General features: G+C 41.7%; 26 protein-coding genes. 2 read left to right on the forward strand and 24 right to left on the reverse strand.

Going from position 1 to position 16975, the window contains the following annotated elements:
- Position 1 precedes the first annotated feature (1 nt).
- The 11 genes from AACQ49_RS09505 to AACQ49_RS09555 form a co-directional block, all read right to left on the reverse strand.
- Positions 2 to 517, reverse strand: coding sequence for a phage gateway protein (locus AACQ49_RS09505; protein ID WP_161745691.1), 516 nt, complete (start codon positions 515 to 517; stop codon positions 2 to 4).
- Complete coding sequence (locus tag AACQ49_RS09510) at positions 504 to 875, reverse strand: phage collar protein (RefSeq protein ID WP_020945484.1); 372 nt, start codon at positions 873 to 875, stop codon at positions 504 to 506. Before AACQ49_RS09510 ends, AACQ49_RS09505 begins: the two co-directional genes overlap by 14 nt.
- Positions 875 to 1333, reverse strand: coding sequence for a hypothetical protein (locus tag AACQ49_RS09515; RefSeq protein ID WP_046335218.1), 459 nt, complete (start codon positions 1331 to 1333; stop codon positions 875 to 877). The genes AACQ49_RS09510 and AACQ49_RS09515 overlap by 1 nt, the downstream gene beginning before the upstream one ends.
- Positions 1333 to 1764 carry a DUF4054 domain-containing protein gene (locus AACQ49_RS09520; RefSeq protein ID WP_004250580.1) on the reverse strand — a complete coding sequence of 144 codons (432 nt, stop codon included), beginning with the start codon at positions 1762 to 1764 and terminating at the stop codon, positions 1333 to 1335. Before AACQ49_RS09520 ends, AACQ49_RS09515 begins: the two co-directional genes overlap by 1 nt.
- Before the next feature lie 2 nt (positions 1765 to 1766).
- On the reverse strand, positions 1767 to 2108 hold the full coding sequence (locus tag AACQ49_RS09525; RefSeq protein WP_004250579.1) for a hypothetical protein: 342 nt from the start codon (positions 2106 to 2108) through the stop codon (positions 1767 to 1769).
- A 71-nt stretch (positions 2109 to 2179) separates the two neighbouring features.
- A complete protein-coding gene (locus tag AACQ49_RS09530; RefSeq protein WP_087740818.1) occupies positions 2180 to 3247 on the reverse strand; it encodes a major capsid family protein in 1068 nt (355 codons plus the stop codon).
- Positions 3247 to 3744: a structural cement protein Gp24 gene (locus tag AACQ49_RS09535; protein WP_049209851.1), complete on the reverse strand. Its 498-nt coding sequence runs from the start codon at positions 3742 to 3744 to the stop codon at positions 3247 to 3249. The genes AACQ49_RS09530 and AACQ49_RS09535 overlap by 1 nt, the downstream gene beginning before the upstream one ends.
- On the reverse strand, positions 3744 to 5003 hold the full coding sequence (locus AACQ49_RS09540) for a DUF2213 domain-containing protein (protein WP_161745693.1): 1260 nt from the start codon (positions 5001 to 5003) through the stop codon (positions 3744 to 3746). Before AACQ49_RS09540 ends, AACQ49_RS09535 begins: the two co-directional genes overlap by 1 nt.
- The gene (locus AACQ49_RS09545) at positions 5000 to 5713 is read right to left on the reverse strand and encodes a phage minor head protein (RefSeq protein ID WP_161745701.1); all 714 of its coding nucleotides are present in this window, start codon (positions 5711 to 5713) and stop codon (positions 5000 to 5002) included. The genes AACQ49_RS09540 and AACQ49_RS09545 overlap by 4 nt, the downstream gene beginning before the upstream one ends.
- Positions 5714 to 5750: 37 nt before the next feature.
- Positions 5751 to 7253 carry a phage portal protein gene (locus AACQ49_RS09550; RefSeq protein WP_161745695.1) on the reverse strand — a complete coding sequence of 501 codons (1503 nt, stop codon included), beginning with the start codon at positions 7251 to 7253 and terminating at the stop codon, positions 5751 to 5753.
- Between the two features lie 4 nt (positions 7254 to 7257).
- On the reverse strand, positions 7258 to 8862 hold the full coding sequence (locus AACQ49_RS09555; protein WP_074924317.1) for a TerL protein: 1605 nt from the start codon (positions 8860 to 8862) through the stop codon (positions 7258 to 7260).
- A gap of 70 nt (positions 8863 to 8932) precedes the next feature.
- Here AACQ49_RS09555 and AACQ49_RS09560 point away from each other — a divergent pair, with 70 nt between their 5' ends.
- Positions 8933 to 9151, forward strand: coding sequence for a HEAT repeat domain-containing protein (locus AACQ49_RS09560; RefSeq protein WP_049211469.1), 219 nt, complete (start codon positions 8933 to 8935; stop codon positions 9149 to 9151).
- 209 nt (positions 9152 to 9360) lie between these two features.
- Here the strand turns inward: AACQ49_RS09560 and AACQ49_RS09565 are convergent, their stop codons facing one another.
- Positions 9361 to 10371 carry a terminase small subunit gene (locus AACQ49_RS09565; protein WP_161745697.1) on the reverse strand — a complete coding sequence of 337 codons (1011 nt, stop codon included), beginning with the start codon at positions 10369 to 10371 and terminating at the stop codon, positions 9361 to 9363.
- 123 nt (positions 10372 to 10494) lie between these two features.
- Here AACQ49_RS09565 and AACQ49_RS09570 point away from each other — a divergent pair, with 123 nt between their 5' ends.
- Positions 10495 to 10935, forward strand: coding sequence for a hypothetical protein (locus AACQ49_RS09570; protein ID WP_161710368.1), 441 nt, complete (start codon positions 10495 to 10497; stop codon positions 10933 to 10935).
- A gap of 11 nt (positions 10936 to 10946) precedes the next feature.
- On the opposite strand, the gene AACQ49_RS09575 is transcribed toward AACQ49_RS09570, so the two are convergent.
- From AACQ49_RS09575 to AACQ49_RS09630, 12 genes are all read right to left on the reverse strand, one after another.
- Positions 10947 to 11399 (reverse strand): lysis system i-spanin subunit Rz, encoded by a 453-nt coding sequence (locus tag AACQ49_RS09575; RefSeq protein ID WP_161745699.1) that lies wholly within the window; start codon positions 11397 to 11399, stop codon positions 10947 to 10949.
- Positions 11396 to 11800, reverse strand: coding sequence for a structural protein (locus AACQ49_RS09580; RefSeq protein ID WP_088206650.1), 405 nt, complete (start codon positions 11798 to 11800; stop codon positions 11396 to 11398). The genes AACQ49_RS09575 and AACQ49_RS09580 overlap by 4 nt, the downstream gene beginning before the upstream one ends.
- Positions 11793 to 12149, reverse strand: coding sequence for a phage holin family protein (locus AACQ49_RS09585; RefSeq protein WP_223878670.1), 357 nt, complete (start codon positions 12147 to 12149; stop codon positions 11793 to 11795). The genes AACQ49_RS09580 and AACQ49_RS09585 overlap by 8 nt, the downstream gene beginning before the upstream one ends.
- Before the next feature lie 196 nt (positions 12150 to 12345).
- Positions 12346 to 13395, reverse strand: a complete 1050-nt coding sequence (locus tag AACQ49_RS09590) for a DNA-methyltransferase (protein WP_202609146.1) — start codon at positions 13393 to 13395, stop codon at positions 12346 to 12348.
- A 142-nt stretch (positions 13396 to 13537) separates the two neighbouring features.
- Positions 13538 to 13735 (reverse strand): hypothetical protein, encoded by a 198-nt coding sequence (locus AACQ49_RS09595; RefSeq protein ID WP_004250554.1) that lies wholly within the window; start codon positions 13733 to 13735, stop codon positions 13538 to 13540.
- Between the two features lie 162 nt (positions 13736 to 13897).
- Positions 13898 to 14431, reverse strand: coding sequence for an antiterminator Q family protein (locus AACQ49_RS09600; protein WP_049211165.1), 534 nt, complete (start codon positions 14429 to 14431; stop codon positions 13898 to 13900).
- Positions 14419 to 14730: a Ref family recombination enhancement nuclease gene (locus AACQ49_RS09605; protein WP_123822001.1), complete on the reverse strand. Its 312-nt coding sequence runs from the start codon at positions 14728 to 14730 to the stop codon at positions 14419 to 14421. Before AACQ49_RS09605 ends, AACQ49_RS09600 begins: the two co-directional genes overlap by 13 nt.
- An 11-nt stretch (positions 14731 to 14741) precedes the next feature.
- Complete coding sequence (locus tag AACQ49_RS09610) at positions 14742 to 15335, reverse strand: DUF1367 family protein (protein ID WP_036895384.1); 594 nt, start codon at positions 15333 to 15335, stop codon at positions 14742 to 14744.
- A gap of 77 nt (positions 15336 to 15412) precedes the next feature.
- Positions 15413 to 15751 (reverse strand): hypothetical protein, encoded by a 339-nt coding sequence (locus tag AACQ49_RS09615; protein WP_046335186.1) that lies wholly within the window; start codon positions 15749 to 15751, stop codon positions 15413 to 15415.
- A 10-nt stretch (positions 15752 to 15761) separates the two neighbouring features.
- Positions 15762 to 16565 carry a DNA adenine methylase gene (locus AACQ49_RS09620; protein ID WP_049219165.1) on the reverse strand — a complete coding sequence of 268 codons (804 nt, stop codon included), beginning with the start codon at positions 16563 to 16565 and terminating at the stop codon, positions 15762 to 15764.
- Complete coding sequence (locus tag AACQ49_RS09625; protein WP_036895390.1) at positions 16562 to 16795, reverse strand: hypothetical protein; 234 nt, start codon at positions 16793 to 16795, stop codon at positions 16562 to 16564. The genes AACQ49_RS09620 and AACQ49_RS09625 overlap by 4 nt, the downstream gene beginning before the upstream one ends.
- 2 nt (positions 16796 to 16797) lie before the next feature.
- Positions 16798 to 16974 (reverse strand): hypothetical protein, encoded by a 177-nt coding sequence (locus tag AACQ49_RS09630; RefSeq protein WP_004250541.1) that lies wholly within the window; start codon positions 16972 to 16974, stop codon positions 16798 to 16800.
- Between the last annotated feature and the right edge of the window lies 1 nt (position 16975).

Genomic DNA, 16975 nt, shown 5'->3' on the forward strand with positions numbered 1-16975 from the left:
CTTAAATACGATAAATATCAGGATACAACGCACTCACGGCGTCTGTATCAGGATGAAGTGTGCGATTAAATGTCACATTGAAATCAAATGAGGGGTTTTGTTCGTAGTTGCCCTGGTCATTCAGAAAATAAGGTGTTCGAATACCGCTTGCCCGCTGAACGCCAATGCCTTGTTTGCGGAGAGCTTCAACAAAGGGCAATGAATTGGCGATCATTCTGACAATAGCGGTAATATCACTCGCTGAATAATGGCCTAACTGGGTAACGAAAGCCTGAACTTGGTACGTTTTTTCAGATAACTGGTCTTCTTGGTGATTGGCTTTATTGCCTTGAACGTTATATTTACGCCCTTGCCAGCCATAGCCGTTTTCATTAATGGGAAAGAACATCACCATATTATCTTCACGGCCTTGCTTAGTAGATTGAAAACCAGCTTTAACGGAGATATCAATACCGACCACTTTTAACTGCAACAAGAGCTGTTTTCGAATGGCGACATCAACTTCATAATCCGTCATAAGTACCCGCCTCGATACAGATCACCGATTTCCAACCGTCTTGTTCGTACCAGTCTGCATCACCCACCACATCATATTTTCGACCATTGAATACAAGGAAATCAGGAGATGTTCCTCGTTGCACAGCTTTAATATCATGAGAGGTATATAAGCGTCGGTACACTTGGCTCGTATCTAATCCCATGGATTGAACATCTTGGGTATCGACCGCTTGCCAACTGCCACGAACTTCTATCGGATCATAATAATAATTTTGGTCATTCCCTCGTTCATCGGGTGCCCGTTCTTTAAATCGAAACCAAAGCACCTTTTGCTGGGGAATATAACGTGAAGCAATACGATTTAAGTTACCAAACATTATTTATCCTCCACGACAAATGACACGGCTTGAAGCATTTGGCCGGTATCAACTAACGGCTTATCCGTGGCTTTACCTTTGCTATGGCGACGTGCTCTTGCTTTGACCGTTGACTCTTCCAGCGCTGGGGTGGTGACTGCTTTAATTGCCATTTTCACATCTCCCGCTACCGTCGCACCAATTTGTGTCAGCCCATTATCCAGCGTGATGTTTCCCTTAATAGAGGCTTTCACAGCACGAAAAATTAACTGACTATAATCCTGCTTTTTGTCATTCATGGTCGGACGGAAAAATGGGCGAGGAGGAATGCCACCAGCCGGATAGCCCAACTCTTGAATAGCTGCAACATAAGCAATAGGTGTTCCATCGGGATATTTTGCGTGTTCAAAAAAACCAACACTTAATCGCTTTTTAGCCAATTCATCGTAAACCGCTTTTAATTGCGCTAATTTAGTCATTAACGTAATCGCCCTCCTCGCGTAAATCGCCCACCTACACCACGAAATGCTGAACGTTCGCCACCACCACCCAAATATTGAGGGACGCTACAACGTTTGATCAGTGCAAGAAACTGCTGGCCAAAGGTGGTCATTTTAAACCAGTGCGACCAATCCGAACCGGCAGGCGGTGCCGTAAATGACACGCTCACTTTATCGATAGTCACACTCGTCACCACACCGGTAGGCGACTCATCATCAGCAATCATTTTTCTAAGTGTTAGCATGTGTGCAACAACGAGCATCCACAGCTCGTTAGTGCAAACACCCTTACAGGCAGAGAAATAGTTCAACGCAGATTGAGCAATGATATCTATTTCATCATCACCCACACCGTTAAACTGCGGATAGAGCACACGGAATGACGTTAAAGGAAATGTGCTCGTCTCCATGATCACTTACCTTTTTTGTTGGTTTTAGGAACGTCTAACTTTTCAGCTTCTAATGATTCTGGTGTGTCAGGAGCTGATTGGTCGCTCGCTTCCATATTGGTAGCAACTTTTTCGGGATCTTCTTTGCGTTCTTCAACGGTAATATACCCATTGTCACAATGAAGATTGAAAACGTGATTTTCTTTGAGCTGTTTGTATTGCTCGTCAGAAATTTCCGTCACACGACCACGTGGTGTGTACATGTGTTTGGTCATCACGTTCGCTTGACCGGCAATAAACACTTTCCCGTCTTTCACGGTATAGTTCTGGTCATTTGATAAGGTGCAATATGCGTAAAGAGGCATGGAGTGCTCTCCTATTGTTTAGATATAAAAAAAAGCCCTCAAATGAGGGCGCAAAAAGAGAAGTGGTTAGGTTAGATGCCTGTTAAACGCGTCACCGCCCACGGACGAGTCACAAACACACCCGCTGTTGCATTGGTTGCATCTTCCAGATAGCCCTTAACTCGATTCTCTGAGCCTAATAACTGGTATTTCACAGGCACCACCTGAAGGATCACCGCACTGGTTGCCGTTGAACCATCATCAATACTATCTGCGAACATATAGGCCACATCAGCCCCACCATTTGCGCCGACAAATTCAGGAGAGAAAACCAGACGCATATTTGGATAGTTTTCATTTATCCATTGTTTGACTGTTTCACCACGTGCCACCGGATTAGCCACATTCAGTGCAGAACGAAAGCCCAACGGCAATGTTAAGGTGATTGGCGTATCATCTTTGATAATACCGCCAGAACTCGTTTCAATGCGCGAGAACATATCGGTAATATCAGCAGTAATATCCGCAAATGTTCCACCTTTCCATTTACCCTTTGCTGTTTCATAGGCAGGCAAGTTAGGCTCATTCATCAAACCAAAGACGCGCGTTTCAGGGCTATTAAATCCGTAGTACCCCACGCGTTCACGACCTTGCTCTAATGATTCAGTCACTGAATTGCGCTTTTCCTCCATCGCAACAAAGCCTGCAGACGATTGGCGCGCTTCTTCTAATTTCCCCACTTGGAAACCTAATTCGAAACGGACAAGACCACGGCGCTCTTGGTCTTGCGCATAAGACGCTAATGGCACATTGGTATGATCACCATAAAGTTCGGCTTTACCGGTTGGTGTCGCCACATTCAGAATGATCTCTTCATCATGCCATTCGCCCGCATTGACGATACCCGTGATTTCATCTAACACACGCACACGCGTTGCGGTACGAATGACACCCGGTAAAACGTGTTGCAACATTTCGCGTTGAATTAAGCCCCCCTGCATTGCACCACCGCTGATCGCGGAGTCCATCGCAGAAAAACCACCAAAGCCGATTTGCGCTAATTCCCCGTATGTCCATTTCTGATCAGGGTTAATATTTAGTTGGCCATGTTTTTTGACATCACGACCAGACATGTGAAACTTAATTTTACTGACTGGCATTATTCACCTTCCTTTGGAGATGCTGGATATGGGATTTCTGTTAAACGAATAATGCCCAAGTGAGCACTTTCTGTTGACTCAAGGTGTCGGCTGATAAAACCAATGACACGATCACCGGCACTAATGGTGGCTTTCGAAGATAGCGAACCGTCTGCTTCATCAAAAACAACCGGTGCGTTGATTTTTCCTGCCACTTCTTTTAGTTCAACGAAAACCTCCCCCATTGTCAGGAATTCACCTTGCGTACCGTTACGAGCGAATGCTTCTTCGATACGATAGGCTTTAGGGTTAATCATGATCCCCGCAAATGCCCCTTTTCCCCCGACTTGAACAGACTCCACGGAATCATCTTTGTAGGTATAGGCGCGACCGAAAATATTCAGCTTTTCATCTGCTGAACTGAGAATGGCGGAAACAGCGCGAATAGGACCTGCATGACTAATTTCACCGACAACGCCAGAAATTAAGCCGTTTGCAACTGATTTAGGAATTGCCATTATTTAGCTCCCCATTTATCCATAATTGATTTATTGCTCACTGCAGAGTCCATTGTTGAGCTGAGCTTTTGGGAGTCAGGCACACGCCCTTGCATCCAAGCATCAAGAGCAATGGCTTCTGTGCCTTTACTGCATTGAATACCCAGTTTTTCAACACCGTACTCTGCAACTTGTTGTTGAGTCATGGCTGAGTGGTCAAACACACCAATAAATGGCGTTAATTTATGCGCTAACGAATCACGAGCACCGATTTGTTTGAGTAACTCCCCCGTATCCATTGCGGGTTTGGCTTTTTCTAATCGCTTAATTTTACGTTTTAGCGATGCCATTTCGTCCATGGCGGTTATGCTACGATTTAAGCGTTTTAAACGACGATGAAGTCCATCGGTAGTGGCTTGGTCAAGATGCTCTTTGGCTTCTTCAATCGCTTCGACAGCTTCTTCAATGGCGACTTCGGCTTTCTCGACTGCTTCAGGTTCGCCAGATTCAGCCTCTTCTGTGGCAATTTCGGCTTTTTCCACTGCTTCTTCTGCTTTCTGCTCTTCGTCAGGATCAGAATCAGTTGAAGGTTTTTTCTCTTCTTCTGGATCATTATCTGTTGCAGGTTGAGTACTGGTGATGACTTCCTTGATAATGGCTTTTAACGCTTCCAATTGCTCGGGCGTAAAGGCACCCTCATCAGTGGTTTGCTTCTCTTTGTTTTCTTCTTCGTTCATGCGAATAAGTTCCTTTGTGTCTATGGTAATAACGGAATGGTCTTGCACAGCAACATCAGCGCCAGTGCGCCCTTCATCAACTAACGCAAGATGGTTGGCTCTAATATGCCGTTGTATGGCGTCATAACGTTCACCGTTAAATTCGCCTGGTGTGAAATCGTAAACACAGCGATAACCCGGAGATAATTCAATTTTTCCTCCTTCAATTTGGTTAAGCGCTGAATTAGACAGGATTTTGATATTGCCTCTGAGGTAGGGATATTCAAAATAGACTCGCTCCCCGATGACCCCTTGTATCCCCTTTGTCTCCGCGGGTGTACCGTCTTTCCCTAACATTTCATGCTCATCAACAAAGGGCATTAATTTGAAAGAATTAATTGTCTCTGTGCTGGCCAGTTCTTCTTGTGGGCGATACACCTTGTAAATTTTTTCGGGTATCGGTGCGCCAATTTCAAACCCTAAATAATCAAAAACCCCAACTTTAGAGATGGGGTTATCTTTCACTTCTAGCCAGCCATTTAAATCATATTGTCGCTTTGTCATGTCTCCTCACCGAAATCTATTACTGGTGTCCAGAAGCACTTACAACCCGGCTCCTCACCCGGCAAACCTCTCCTTCCTGTTTTTTTGTTAATTATAGGAAGATTGTCTAAATCAAACTCCTTACCATCTAACTCAAGATGTAGCTCCCTAGGTTCTGCACTACCGTTTGAATGATGCCAAACTGCTTTACGAATACCCGCAGATTTCATACGTGCGTAATTACATGCAGTTGTAATCTTTCGTGTTTGGTCAACAGCAATAAAGTTTGCTCTACTTTCTGTAACGCTACCCGTATCCCTAATTTCCTCTAATAGCGTCTTTGCGCCCTCACCACCTTGGCTAATAGAACGTAATGCAACACTTTCAATACGTTGATGAAATTGCAGTGGAATAGATTTAATTAACGATACGTTTTCAGCTGTAGAGGCAATAATTTTATCTTTCAGGGCTTCGGGCATGGCTGTGGTTTTGATGGTGATCCCCCCTGACAACTGTTTGAGAGAATCATCTAAATTACGCTTTGCGCCTATATCGACTTGGGAAACAAATTTATCCGCAATCTCTGTGGATTTTTGTTTAAAAATCTTATCCCATTTGCGTTTTAGCCGGTTAAGCCAGATGCGTGTTTGACTGGCAAAACTGGCATCCATCGTAAAACCGTCAAAGTCGTCATTTAATTCGCTAAACACTTTTTCATAGTCTTTAATCATTGCATTAATGAGTCGTGACATGTCACCTTGATAACGACTAGCTGGGGCGACTGAATACTGCAGAGGTTTCCCCTTCATGACCGCTTGACGCGAAATTGCCCATTGCGCTCGCTTCGTTCGTACTCGTATTCGCCTCGACATAATCTGCCTCGTTCACTTCAATGCCGTAATAGCTGGACTCTTTATTGCTGGCCAGTTTTTTACGGATATCTAACCCATCTATCGCACCAGTCGAAGCCAGTGCCACATCGGTCTGCGCTTCTTTCAGTTCAATATCCGCACTCTCAACAGCCGTCGGGCTATCAAGTGGCGCCCATGTGATAGAGATTTCTGTCACAGGTAAACCATCACTACGCATTAACATGTCGTAATGGCGCTGCAATAGCTCTTCAAGGTCGTTTGATTGGATACTTTCAAGCTCTTCGCGGTAATTGGCTTCTTCGTATTCCCCCGTTGAGTTAAAGCCTTTCGGTGTAGTGCCTAATAGCTTTGTTGCCGGTACATTGGACGCCGATGCCACCAGCTGATATTGCGTCATAATCGTGGCATCTAAATCCGCTAATGAGGTGTCGAACTGTTGAACTGTGTCACCACTGCCCGTCATTTGCACACCGTAGTTATCGCGCATCTCCATAAAATAGAGCATGTTTTCATTGATAATGCTCTTATCTGCCGATTCAAGGTCTGCGATCCCCATCGTAAGTAAACGCTTAGTCATCGCCAGTTGTGGCGCTTCATTAGCGGTACGCTCTGAAGCATAGACACGCTCATAAATGCGCTCAGGAACAGAAACACCAAAGTAGTTGTACATTGGCTTAAGCACGTTAGGCACAGGAAACGGTACAAACTTAATAAAGTGAGACTTGTGATATTTACGCCCACCAATCACATAATAGGTCGGCTCGTAGAAATCCATGCTAGCAGGATCTTGAACATTGGCGTCCGTTAAATCAGGTGTTACCCATTGTGGATCAATCTGTTTAATCCCCTTGTACATGCCTTTGGTCACACCATCGATATTAAACGGGTTTTCATACCACTCTTTCGGGTTTGATGTCTCCACAACGAATAATGCTAAACGACCACCGTATACACGCCCAAAGTGAACCAGCTCTTTAAGCTGATGTGTAATGCGGTATTTTTTATCTCGTTTGCGGAGCTTTTTACTGATAGCGCGATCATCATCGTTATCACAATCAATATCGTAGCCTTGGCGAATTGCATCACGCGCGGGCATATTGCAGGCTTTATCCACCAGCCAGTGTTTAGCGATAACCGCACACATATTGTTGCCGATAAACATTTGTGAGGCATACCATGAGGCCTGTGACTCTGGCACACCATAAACCTGCTCACCTTTAAACGAGGGCACGTAGCTATCAATGCTATCCATCGCAACACCTGCAATTGTGGGTTGGGGTAAATTAATCCCATCAAAGCCCTGTTCTCGCGCCAGCGCAGGATATAAGTCAGTTGTGAATGCTGACCGTTTAACCGGTGCGAGTGGTTCTGTTTTTCGCCTCTTAAACGGCCACCACATAGAATTACCTCTTAGTTGTGAAGAAACTACCGCTTCTTTTCTCAGGAGATTTAAGAATGACTAAGCCATCAGCACAGTTTGGAGACTTAGCACCGTTAGGTTTTTTATCAACGACGATTTTACCTGCTGAGTTTTTTGTGTACGTTGGCTGGCAGAGTTCGGAAGTTAATCTCGATAAAGATGACATCTTTGAAGATAACGAAATAATCTCATCAGGATCATATTTCATACCATTAACCGCTCTATGGGTATTTAAAAACAATGTCCGCAAATGCCACCAAGATTGAGATTTAAAGTTTTGGAAAAAGTCCTTATTCGTAATATTTCTACCGCTGGCATCTTTCATTAAAACCTTATCCGGATTTAGTACACCAGAACTTCCTTTGTAAGCAGAAAAGGTAACAGGATTTAAACCAGCTAACTTCCGTTCTTCATTGACTTGTCTTGAATCACCACGACAACCGGCACCAATACCATCAGCATCATATAGAACCTCACTACAACCATAATCACTGGCTAAATTGATTGCCTTAACCACGGTTTGGTAGATATCAGCACCTTTCCCACTCCACTCTTCACAAGCATCTACCAATATTCCTTTACCTGATACAAAGGCATTTTTATCTATACCTTCGTCAGCTACGTCAAGAGCACCAAGGCGCTTACCTGTTGGTTCAATTCCCAACTTGATATGTGCGTCTATTGCAGACTGTATCCATGCAGAAGGAATAATCACCCCTTCAACGGATGCGTTGTAATCTATATCTATTTCTTGAGCGACTGTAACGGGATCTAAAACTTCAACCTGCTTGTCGTACCATGCTTGGTCTTTCCTTGGGTCTTCTCTCCAGTGGAATGTAAATACTGGTATTTTTCCGCTATGCCTACGGATAGCGAAGCTATTAGCATTTCCATTTGGCGTTGAAATATCTTGTCTGCAGTTAGTTGTGGCTGATAAAGAAGCGTCAATAAGAGATGGCCGTTCGAGGAAAGCGGACTCATCAACAATATAAAAACTTACGCGATCCCCTCGCCCAATACCATCACCACACTCACCCGATATGATTGAGTCAGTATGAGGAAATTTTATTCTCATGTGTGGTGCGTCTTTGTTTCTATTCCAACCAAAACGAAATTCAGCCGGCAGATAAGACATGAAGATACGGGCTTTCTCTAACAGTGATTTAGGTACCCCGATTTTATCGACATACTCTTCTTTACGACTACCTATGCCGACACTAATACCACGATTGAAATTACATACAGTGCAAGATAAGCCGACCGTTAGCCAACTCATACCCATATCACGCGTCTTTTCTGTAATACCAGGCTCTTGCCCTTTCCATCGTTCGATAAACCATTCAATCCATTCCTCTTGTCGAGGAAATAATAAAAATGGGATATATGACGGTAATCCTCTCTCAGGGTTTCGTGGGTCATACGTCATTCCCCAATCAATAATAAATTGAGCTGGATTATCTTTGTAATAAGCGTTGAGGGCTGGTATAGCTTCTGGATTTTGGCGAATTCGTGTTAATCGTTCCATTCGCCATTCAAACACCTGCGGGTAGTCAGGATTTTTAAAATCAAACGGGAATGGGATTGGCATAATGTGACGTTACCACCTTGAATATAAATTAAATTTAAAGCAAATTAGAAAGTTCAATTAAGGAGGAAATATGTCTACAACTGCAATATCTAGATTGGTTGATCTTACTAGAGACACAAATAATGATGTAAAAACTGCTGCTATTTATGCTCTAGGAGAATCTGGTTATAAAACCACTGCTACCATATCCAGATTGACCGATTTAACTAGAGACATCAACAATGATGTGAAAATTGCCGCAATAAAAGCTCTTGGTAGGATTCTAAGACCTGACACGGCTACCCACTAGCCACAAATATTTATAAAAATAGCTTTCATTTAACATAATAGTGCTTACACGCCCTACCGAAAATCAACTGAGTGTATTTTCTATGTGTAAGCGCTATTTATCTAAGTTATCTATTGAAATGGGTACAATTTAGAATGAATAAAACGTGCATAAAATAGGTGTGATTTTGCATAGCCTAATTTTTCAATGAAACCGCTATTTTTATCAATTTACCCCATAATTTGCTTATATGCGTCAGATGCTTCTTGAGGTGACAAGTTAGCTATCTCTGTTTTGATAGGTCCACCATCGGCACCCGTTAATTCCGTCTTGTTCTTCAGCATGCCTAAATGCTGTGCAACCATCTTAAGCGCTTCATCTTGATTACGAGTAATAACCTCAACACCAAACTTCCCTTCTTTCACGCCAGCAAATACTCGACGAGCTGGCCCTGTTAAATCACGCGTATCATGAAAGTACGCACGGCCAATACCGGCACCGTTACAACGAGGGCAATCAGGATTTGGATCTAATGTTTCATCGTAACCGTAGCCACCCACATCTTGTGGAGGCGGTTTATTGGCTGTAAGCGCTTTTTTAGTAGCATCTTCAAACTCTATTGAATCACGCCACTGGTAATTGAAACCAAAGCCCCAGCAATGACGGCAACATAATCGACGGTATTCAGTCAGTTCGTTAACGTCTGCCGTTGCAATATCCCACCATATTTTTAATACAGCATCTTGGGTTATCTCTGTTCTGCGTTCCCGTTCTGCTAATGCGTCAGTGATTGCTCGTGAAACCTTAGCATTTCTTAGCATACGAGTAGCATTGACATAAGCTGTATTTCCTTCGCCTTTATAACCGGCTCGCTTATATGCTCCTGTTCGATTTAAGTCGATAAGGTATTCACTAACAAATTTAATCTGTTGTTCAGTTAGCCCGTAATTGCGCAGACTAAACGTGTTTTCATCATCATGCGCATTACTGGATTCATTACTCTGCGCAGTGGGTATATCACTATTGCGCATTGGCTCTTTTGTGCTTTCTTTTTTCTGCGCAGTGCGCAATTTCTTGTGCGCAGTTTTTTGCGCATTCTGCGCACTGGATATTTTGATATATCGTCGTGCTGTTGCGTAGTTTAGTTCCTTTAGTTCGCACCACTCTTTAGGGGATATTCCTGTTATAGCATGTTCGGCGAGGAACTGTTGTTGTAGCATCCCCCAATCCGGTTTTGCCATTGTGTTTATCTCCTTAGCCTATTAGAAAACTCACCATAGTGGACTTTGTGATTCACAATCCTGAAAAAATTTAAAATATATGTAGAATTAGTTAATGTGAAAAATTAACAAATAGGGTATCTAATGATTAGCTTTTTAAAGAAAAGAGCGTTAAAAAAAAGAATAGAGAAACTTGATGCCACCATACTTAATAATATTGTTTCCATTGAGTCTATCTTCAAAGAGAAAATATTTTTCAATCGAGATATTGATGATATAAAGCTAAGAGCTATTGCCGTAGCTGGTGTATTACATGCATGCACCGAAATGCGTCAACTATATGCTAATGATGAATTGATTGGGAAAAGTTTATTTTATTCTTGTATGCGATTCGCTCCAGTTGAATATACTGATTTGATTATTGATTTGGCTGAAGAACTAAATCACCCTAAAAAAAATATAAATGAAAATTTTTGGCCTTGCTACTCTAGCAAAACAGACGACCAAGGAGACCTAGCTATTGTATATATGGCTCTAATAGATATAGCACCAGTCGTAGGCTCAAATATTATCAATAATTACTAATGTCACTAGTATTATCTTAGACATTCTGTATTTGTATAATCCCTTAAACCAAGGTATTGACTTTCGAGTGTTTCAATTTGTTCCACGAGATTGAGTATATTTTCTTCAGTGTCTCTCTCCACGGGGGTGGGTCTGCTAACATCCAAGCTGGAGGAGGTACTACTGTCGGACTTTGGACACTCGGCCTTGATGTACACCCGCTTAGTGCCATTGCGAATATCATCACGCAACCCATCAATTTCATTCTTTGCACTGGCTAATTCCTGAGTATATTTAATATCGAGTTGATTTAGTCGAGTGATACGAGCTTGGTAGTCTTTGTTGATTTCGACTTGTTGAGATAGTTGACTAGTTAATTCAGCATTTGAAGCTTTTAGCTTACCAATCCTGTTACCCTGCCACGTCATACCGACGCTCATCATCAAAATAACGCCCACGGACACTATCGTTTCGCCTAGATTCATAACAACAACCATGCATCTTCAAATACTTTTGGGCTGTAAGGCTGATAACCCAGCTCAACACCAACAATCGCTGTGCCCAATGCAATCATAACTTCTTTTTTGTTGACTGATACACAATCTTCCGTACTTACATTCAATTCTTTAGCGACTCGATGAATGTATCCCTCAGTATTATTTTCTTTGGGCGGAGCATAGCGATTGATGATTTCACGGATAGAACATAACCCGTATTTCTTTTCGTAGGTTCGCATCAATACATAGATTGCTCGTATACCATATTCAGGTGATACGAATTGGCAAAAGTCTTTATCGGTTTGCTGTGCAGATAGTCCTTGCCATTTTGAACCGTGTCGAATATTACCAGGGTTGTTGTTTCTTTCCCCGCGTGCTGGTCTAGTCATCTTTAACTCCAAACTTAGCCTTTACTATTTTGACCGCACCCTCAAAAAGTGCGTATAGTTTCTTTGTCCCTAAGAATCCAATTACAACACCACAGAATTCCGCCAATAATGCCCACGAACTAGCATCACCACTACGTGATAGCCACCAATCAATAAACCGAATAGTTCCAACACTAAGCAAGCCACACATAACAGCCTCACCTAAAGAACGCTTCCATTGAGAACCAGCCTGTCTTTCTCTGATGTATGCAATTGTTGTAGCAATAGTAAATCCACCTAAGAGTGGGAGGACCGATTGTAACCAGCGTAAAATCTGCTCCCATTCGAATTTTTCTGGCATACGTTTCATACCCACCTCCCCATAGGAGGAATTTAGTTAATAGAACGCCGACTCACAGCTCTTGTGTGAACGTGATAACGAGAGTAATTGTTCTGTGGTCGGCATATACGAAAAAAGACCGCCGAAGCGATCTTCAAAATGAGTTGTTCGGAATAACCGAACATGTTAACTATCCGAAAATTCCGGAGAGTTGAACTTGTAAGGATTACTTACAAGTTAGCGCTTTTATTTCTTGTTCTGTTTGCTCAAACCGCTCTTTCTCAAGCTCCACACCTAATACCTTTCGATTAAGTTTTAGTGCTGCTTTCAGTGTTGCACCCGACCCCATAAAAAAATCAGCAACCAGATCACCTTCGCGACTGCTTGAGCGAATAATGTGTTCCATCATTTCAGCTGGTTTTTCACAAGGATGTTTACCTGCGTAATATTGCACAGGTGGATACGTCCATACATCGGTGTAAGGAACATCAACTGTGACAGAAAAAGGACGACGTAATAATTGATATTGTTCAGCAAGCTCCTGGTACTCTCGACTAAGAGAAACCTGAACCTCTATCAAATCAGCATGATCACGATTTAAAGGATTACTACTAAACTTTTCACTTGCTACGCGATGAAACAGCTCCTGCAGTTTTTTGTAGTCAGACTCACTCGGTAGTTGCCATTGGCTGTAACTAAACCAGTGTGAAGCCATTTGTTTACCTGTGGCCTGTTTTATTTCTTTTGCTGTTATTCCTAACGATTCACGTGCAGATTTAAAATACTCAATTAAAGGCTTAAATACATTTTCTTTAAGCGCTTTGCATTGCTGAAGATAAGCACTACTTTTGCCCTTGTATGGACTTTGATAATGTTCAGCAAATAAAATTCTTTCAGTGCTTGGAAAGAAACTACGTAAATCAGCTTTACATGCCCTGCGCCAAGGTCCTGACGGTTTAGCCCATACAATGTGACTTAGAATATTAAATCTTTCACGAACGAGTAATTCTGTATCTGACGCTAGTTTCGAACCGCAAAAAATATAAAGGCTACCGTTAGGCTTTAATACTCGCCAAAATTCCGCAAGCATTTCATCAAGCCAAGATAAATATGATGTTACGTTTTCCCACTGATTATCCCAATTACAAGACTTCACCTGAAAGTAAGGCGGGTCAGTTGCGATTAAGTCAATACAATTATCGGGAAGTGTTTTTATATAGCTGAGTGAGTCATCATTGACTAAATTTACACTGTTTAAATTCACAGTATTTTTCATAGATCAGGAGAACCTTTTTTGATAAGCTCACTATGCTTTGTGCACATAAGCAGTGGGCTTTAGTTTGTCCGTGATCTACCAGAACGGGTGAATGACTGTAAAGGTGCTACCAACACTTTTACAGTCGCCCATTTTCACAGTATTAGATATTTTGAAATGTGTTTTCTTTGATGTTTTCTTTGATTAGCCCCGCCATCGCCAACTGAGTTAATATCAATTGACAACGTGGCTCAGTTAAATAAGTAAACTGTGCAACTTCGCCAACAGTTACCTCTTTCGTATGCGGAACAACTTCAAAAACAAGTCTTGCCTCTTCTGTCATATCACTATGTTTTAACATGATATTTTAATACCTTTGGTCAGTTATTGGTCGCGAACACACATGTAACTCTGAACAAAGTAAACAGCAAGTCTTATCTGTTTTAGATACAAAAAAACCCAGCGCTTAGGCTGGGTTAGTTGGTCACTGTATAAAAACGGCAACTTATACTTAAATAGTGGATCATTGGCTCAAAGAAGTCAACACGTTCTTGCTATTATTTTTACTTTTCCACTCTTTTTCTCGTTTTTTAAATGCATCTTTTAAATGTGGGTAAATTAAATATTCGGCTGAATTAATAATGTCCTCAATTTCTCTTCGGCATGTAGACATCGAGGGTTTTCTATATTCTACCGTTCTATTGCGCCTAATCATTTGTCGCGGTTTTGCTATATTGTGGTAATAACGAGCAATAGCGCGATCTGAACTACCGAAGGCATAACGCAGTAACAAGAGCGTAAACGCTATTCTGTCTATGTGATAAATTTTATCGACCACTTTAGCAATCAACATTCCGTCATCGTCATTACACATTTCTCGCTCAGGATAATCACGCCTTTCTACTGTCGCCATAAATTCAGCAATAATACTGCTTTGCCTTTTTTCTATCCTCCCTGAATATACCCATGCTCCAAATTTTGATAACCAAGGCTGGATCCATGCAACCTGATCATCATCAAGTTTTAACCCATCTGATATGCTCTTTATACTCGACATGCTCGTAACTCCATTACTTCTTGCTTAGTCTGTTCTAATAACTCAATCTCGCTACCATGAATTTCTTGCCATGATTTAGGTGATGCATGAAAGCCGGTTTCATAACACGCCCTATGATGTGGCGGACACAGTGGTAAAACATCTGTATGACTTGCTCGTTGTGCCATTCCCTGCCCTGTTCTAACATGATGTATTTCCGCTCTACTTGCCCCAAACCCCATATTGCGACAACAAATACAACCCAGTTCCGCTACATCTGATAGCCACTGTCTTTCTTCTTTGGTCTTTGATTTGATCATTGGTCTTGCCTCTACGTAAAACTTAATAATTGAGATACTGCATTTTCTACAGCTTTTTGAGTGGGGAATTGCTTACGAAGGATAAAATTCCAAAGCACATCGAGTGTGGCTTTGTAGAGTTCGCTAAATGCTAAGTCGTCCATATTTGCAAAACTGATTGATTTAGCGACACGACGTAAACTACCGTCAGGCATTTCAAACGTATCGTAATAACCAGCTTGCTCTACAACCCAATAGCGAAAAGCATCAAATGATTTTGTTGCTGAGATATTTTGCGCACGTTTTTGTGCGACTTCTTCTAGATAGATATCGGATGCTGATAAGAGCGCGTCAGCATTATCCGTGTAATACGAAAGGAATGTGATGTAACCACGCACAAGCTCCCTCTCCTCAGGTGAAATGGTACCGCCAACTGGTTCCCAATATTCATAGCCTAAGTTGAGTAATGCGAAGTATTTACGATGAAATCGAGGGTTACGAGCTTTCTTAAAATTAGCTGAAAGCACATCACCACACTTGATTTTTGAATGCAGAAAATCTCTCGTAACAGGGTTAGCCGGTACAAGAGTATCGTTAGACATTTTGATAAAGCTATGCTGTGCCATACTTAACTCTCAGTTGACACAGCAAATATTTAGGATTGGGTGTTCAGACCAATACTGTAATAATACAATAGGTTGAGTTAGATAACCAGTTTCAACTCTTTGTATCCACTAGTGACCCAACATTCGGAATCACCTGACATACAACATTGCTGAACAGGTAATATATCACCACAACGCTTACATTTACGTTTAGATAATTTCTCTACTTGCTTTTTATACTCAGCATCATCTTTCCGAATAAGCATCTGTAAATATTCAACAATGCCATACGGTTCTCGACCAGGCATGCGCAATACACAATTACGCTTTATCATTTCCAATTCTTGATTATCTACAAGTAATTCAATTTTAGTTACACCTAATTCTTTCTGCCGTTTACGTTGTTCCGCTTTACGTTCTGCTACTGTTTTTGCCATTGAGCTTACCTCAATAATTCATCCACAAACATTCAGTACGAATTTTGGTACCACGACCGGCAGAAATACGAGCCTCTTTGGTTACTTTTCTCCAGCCTGATAATTCATCATCATATAAATTCGAGTGATAGCCACTGATAATTACTTTTCCAGAAACAGACTTAATAATTTGCAGTAACTCATGATGTTGCCCATTAGTCATTTCAAAGTTGTAATAACGATTACCACTCACTCGTGTTTCAGGCATATATGGAGGATCTAAATAAAATAGAGTATCAGTGGCGTCATGTTTTTTAATCAGATCTAATGCCGGCTTATTTTCAATAATGACTCCCTGCAAACGCTGACAAACTGCAGATAAGTTTTCAGGATATTTAGCCCACAAATGTGAGTAGATTGAATATTCACGTTTACTATCAGACTGAAATCCCGAGTTACCGTTTAAACCAGAAGCAGAACCAAACCCCATGCAAGCGCGAACAACCATACGTCTAGCTCTCTCTAATGGATTATCAATAAACTCTTTAGCTAACATAAACTCGTCACGGGAATAAGCAGTAAGTAAGCAAGCCTCTTGTAACTTAATGTTTAATTCAGGATCTCTTAATACCTTGAATAGATTTACAACTTCACTATCTAGATCATTATATATTTCTGCATAGCTACGTTCTTTCTGCATTAAGACGCTAGCAACTCCACCAAAGGGCTCTACATAGCAACGATGCTCTGGAAAATAACTTAATATCCATTTTGCTAAACGAAATTTACCTCCGTGATAACGGATCACGGGGTGTTTAATTTGATGCTTACTCATGCTTTCATTACCTCACGCCAATAATTCAACCTATCTCTAAAAAACTCCCGATGTACCTCAGTCAACTTTTCAATTTCCACCAACACTCGCGTTCTATGTATTTTTTGATTTTTAAGCTGTCTAATTAATCGACTAGCTAATAAATCAAGTTGTTCTAACTCGCGATATTCTTCTGGCCACAAAGCTCGATTGTGAGGTAAATCATCAGGCAAATAAGAACGCCTAGACATAATTACCTCGTCGATTTTTGTGGTTTAACCTTAGGTTGATAAGGTGCTTTTGTTCTCGCTCTTGCTGATGCATGGAGGCGATCAATATGACACTGTGTATGGTCTAACCCATCGTCGGGTAATATAGGGTGATTATCACGAACGAGAGATTCGTGAGTAAGAGAGTCTTTAATTGTCATG

It is taken from the genome of Proteus sp. G2675 (assembly GCF_963886535.1).
Classification (GTDB): domain Bacteria; phylum Pseudomonadota; class Gammaproteobacteria; order Enterobacterales; family Enterobacteriaceae; genus Proteus; species Proteus mirabilis.

Coding starts and splice junctions, on each gene's coding strand:
- AACQ49_RS09600 (WP_049211165.1), bottom strand. CDS start 14,431: ATGTCGAGTATAAAGAGCATATCAGATGGGTTAAAACTTGATGATGAT.
- AACQ49_RS09555 (WP_074924317.1), bottom strand. CDS start 8,862: ATGCCAATCCCATTCCCGTTTGATTTTAAAAATCCTGACTACCCGCAG.
- AACQ49_RS09610 (WP_036895384.1), bottom strand. CDS start 15,335: ATGGCACAGCATAGCTTTATCAAAATGTCTAACGATACTCTTGTACCG.
- AACQ49_RS09550 (WP_161745695.1), bottom strand. CDS start 7,253: ATGTGGTGGCCGTTTAAGAGGCGAAAAACAGAACCACTCGCACCGGTT.
- AACQ49_RS09520 (WP_004250580.1), bottom strand. CDS start 1,764: ATGGAGACGAGCACATTTCCTTTAACGTCATTCCGTGTGCTCTATCCG.
- AACQ49_RS09530 (WP_087740818.1), bottom strand. CDS start 3,247: ATGCCAGTCAGTAAAATTAAGTTTCACATGTCTGGTCGTGATGTCAAA.
- AACQ49_RS09575 (WP_161745699.1), bottom strand. CDS start 11,399: ATGAATCTAGGCGAAACGATAGTGTCCGTGGGCGTTATTTTGATGATG.
- AACQ49_RS09505 (WP_161745691.1), bottom strand. CDS start 517: ATGACGGATTATGAAGTTGATGTCGCCATTCGAAAACAGCTCTTGTTG.
- AACQ49_RS09595 (WP_004250554.1), bottom strand. CDS start 13,735: ATGTTAAAACATAGTGATATGACAGAAGAGGCAAGACTTGTTTTTGAA.
- AACQ49_RS09625 (WP_036895390.1), bottom strand. CDS start 16,795: ATGTCTAGGCGTTCTTATTTGCCTGATGATTTACCTCACAATCGAGCT.
- AACQ49_RS09570 (WP_161710368.1), top strand. CDS start 10,495: ATGATTAGCTTTTTAAAGAAAAGAGCGTTAAAAAAAAGAATAGAGAAA.
- AACQ49_RS09510 (WP_020945484.1), bottom strand. CDS start 875: ATGTTTGGTAACTTAAATCGTATTGCTTCACGTTATATTCCCCAGCAA.
- AACQ49_RS09535 (WP_049209851.1), bottom strand. CDS start 3,744: ATGGCAATTCCTAAATCAGTTGCAAACGGCTTAATTTCTGGCGTTGTC.
- AACQ49_RS09580 (WP_088206650.1), bottom strand. CDS start 11,800: ATGACTAGACCAGCACGCGGGGAAAGAAACAACAACCCTGGTAATATT.
- AACQ49_RS09540 (WP_161745693.1), bottom strand. CDS start 5,003: ATGACAAAGCGACAATATGATTTAAATGGCTGGCTAGAAGTGAAAGAT.
- AACQ49_RS09525 (WP_004250579.1), bottom strand. CDS start 2,108: ATGCCTCTTTACGCATATTGCACCTTATCAAATGACCAGAACTATACC.
- AACQ49_RS09515 (WP_046335218.1), bottom strand. CDS start 1,333: ATGACTAAATTAGCGCAATTAAAAGCGGTTTACGATGAATTGGCTAAA.
- AACQ49_RS09620 (WP_049219165.1), bottom strand. CDS start 16,565: ATGAGTAAGCATCAAATTAAACACCCCGTGATCCGTTATCACGGAGGT.
- AACQ49_RS09565 (WP_161745697.1), bottom strand. CDS start 10,371: ATGGCAAAACCGGATTGGGGGATGCTACAACAACAGTTCCTCGCCGAA.
- AACQ49_RS09585 (WP_223878670.1), bottom strand. CDS start 12,149: ATGAAACGTATGCCAGAAAAATTCGAATGGGAGCAGATTTTACGCTGG.
- AACQ49_RS09545 (WP_161745701.1), bottom strand. CDS start 5,713: ATGATTAAAGACTATGAAAAAGTGTTTAGCGAATTAAATGACGACTTT.
- AACQ49_RS09590 (WP_202609146.1), bottom strand. CDS start 13,395: ATGAAAAATACTGTGAATTTAAACAGTGTAAATTTAGTCAATGATGAC.
- AACQ49_RS09615 (WP_046335186.1), bottom strand. CDS start 15,751: ATGGCAAAAACAGTAGCAGAACGTAAAGCGGAACAACGTAAACGGCAG.
- AACQ49_RS09560 (WP_049211469.1), top strand. CDS start 8,933: ATGTCTACAACTGCAATATCTAGATTGGTTGATCTTACTAGAGACACA.
- AACQ49_RS09605 (WP_123822001.1), bottom strand. CDS start 14,730: ATGATCAAATCAAAGACCAAAGAAGAAAGACAGTGGCTATCAGATGTA.
- AACQ49_RS09630 (WP_004250541.1), bottom strand. CDS start 16,974: ATGACAATTAAAGACTCTCTTACTCACGAATCTCTCGTTCGTGATAAT.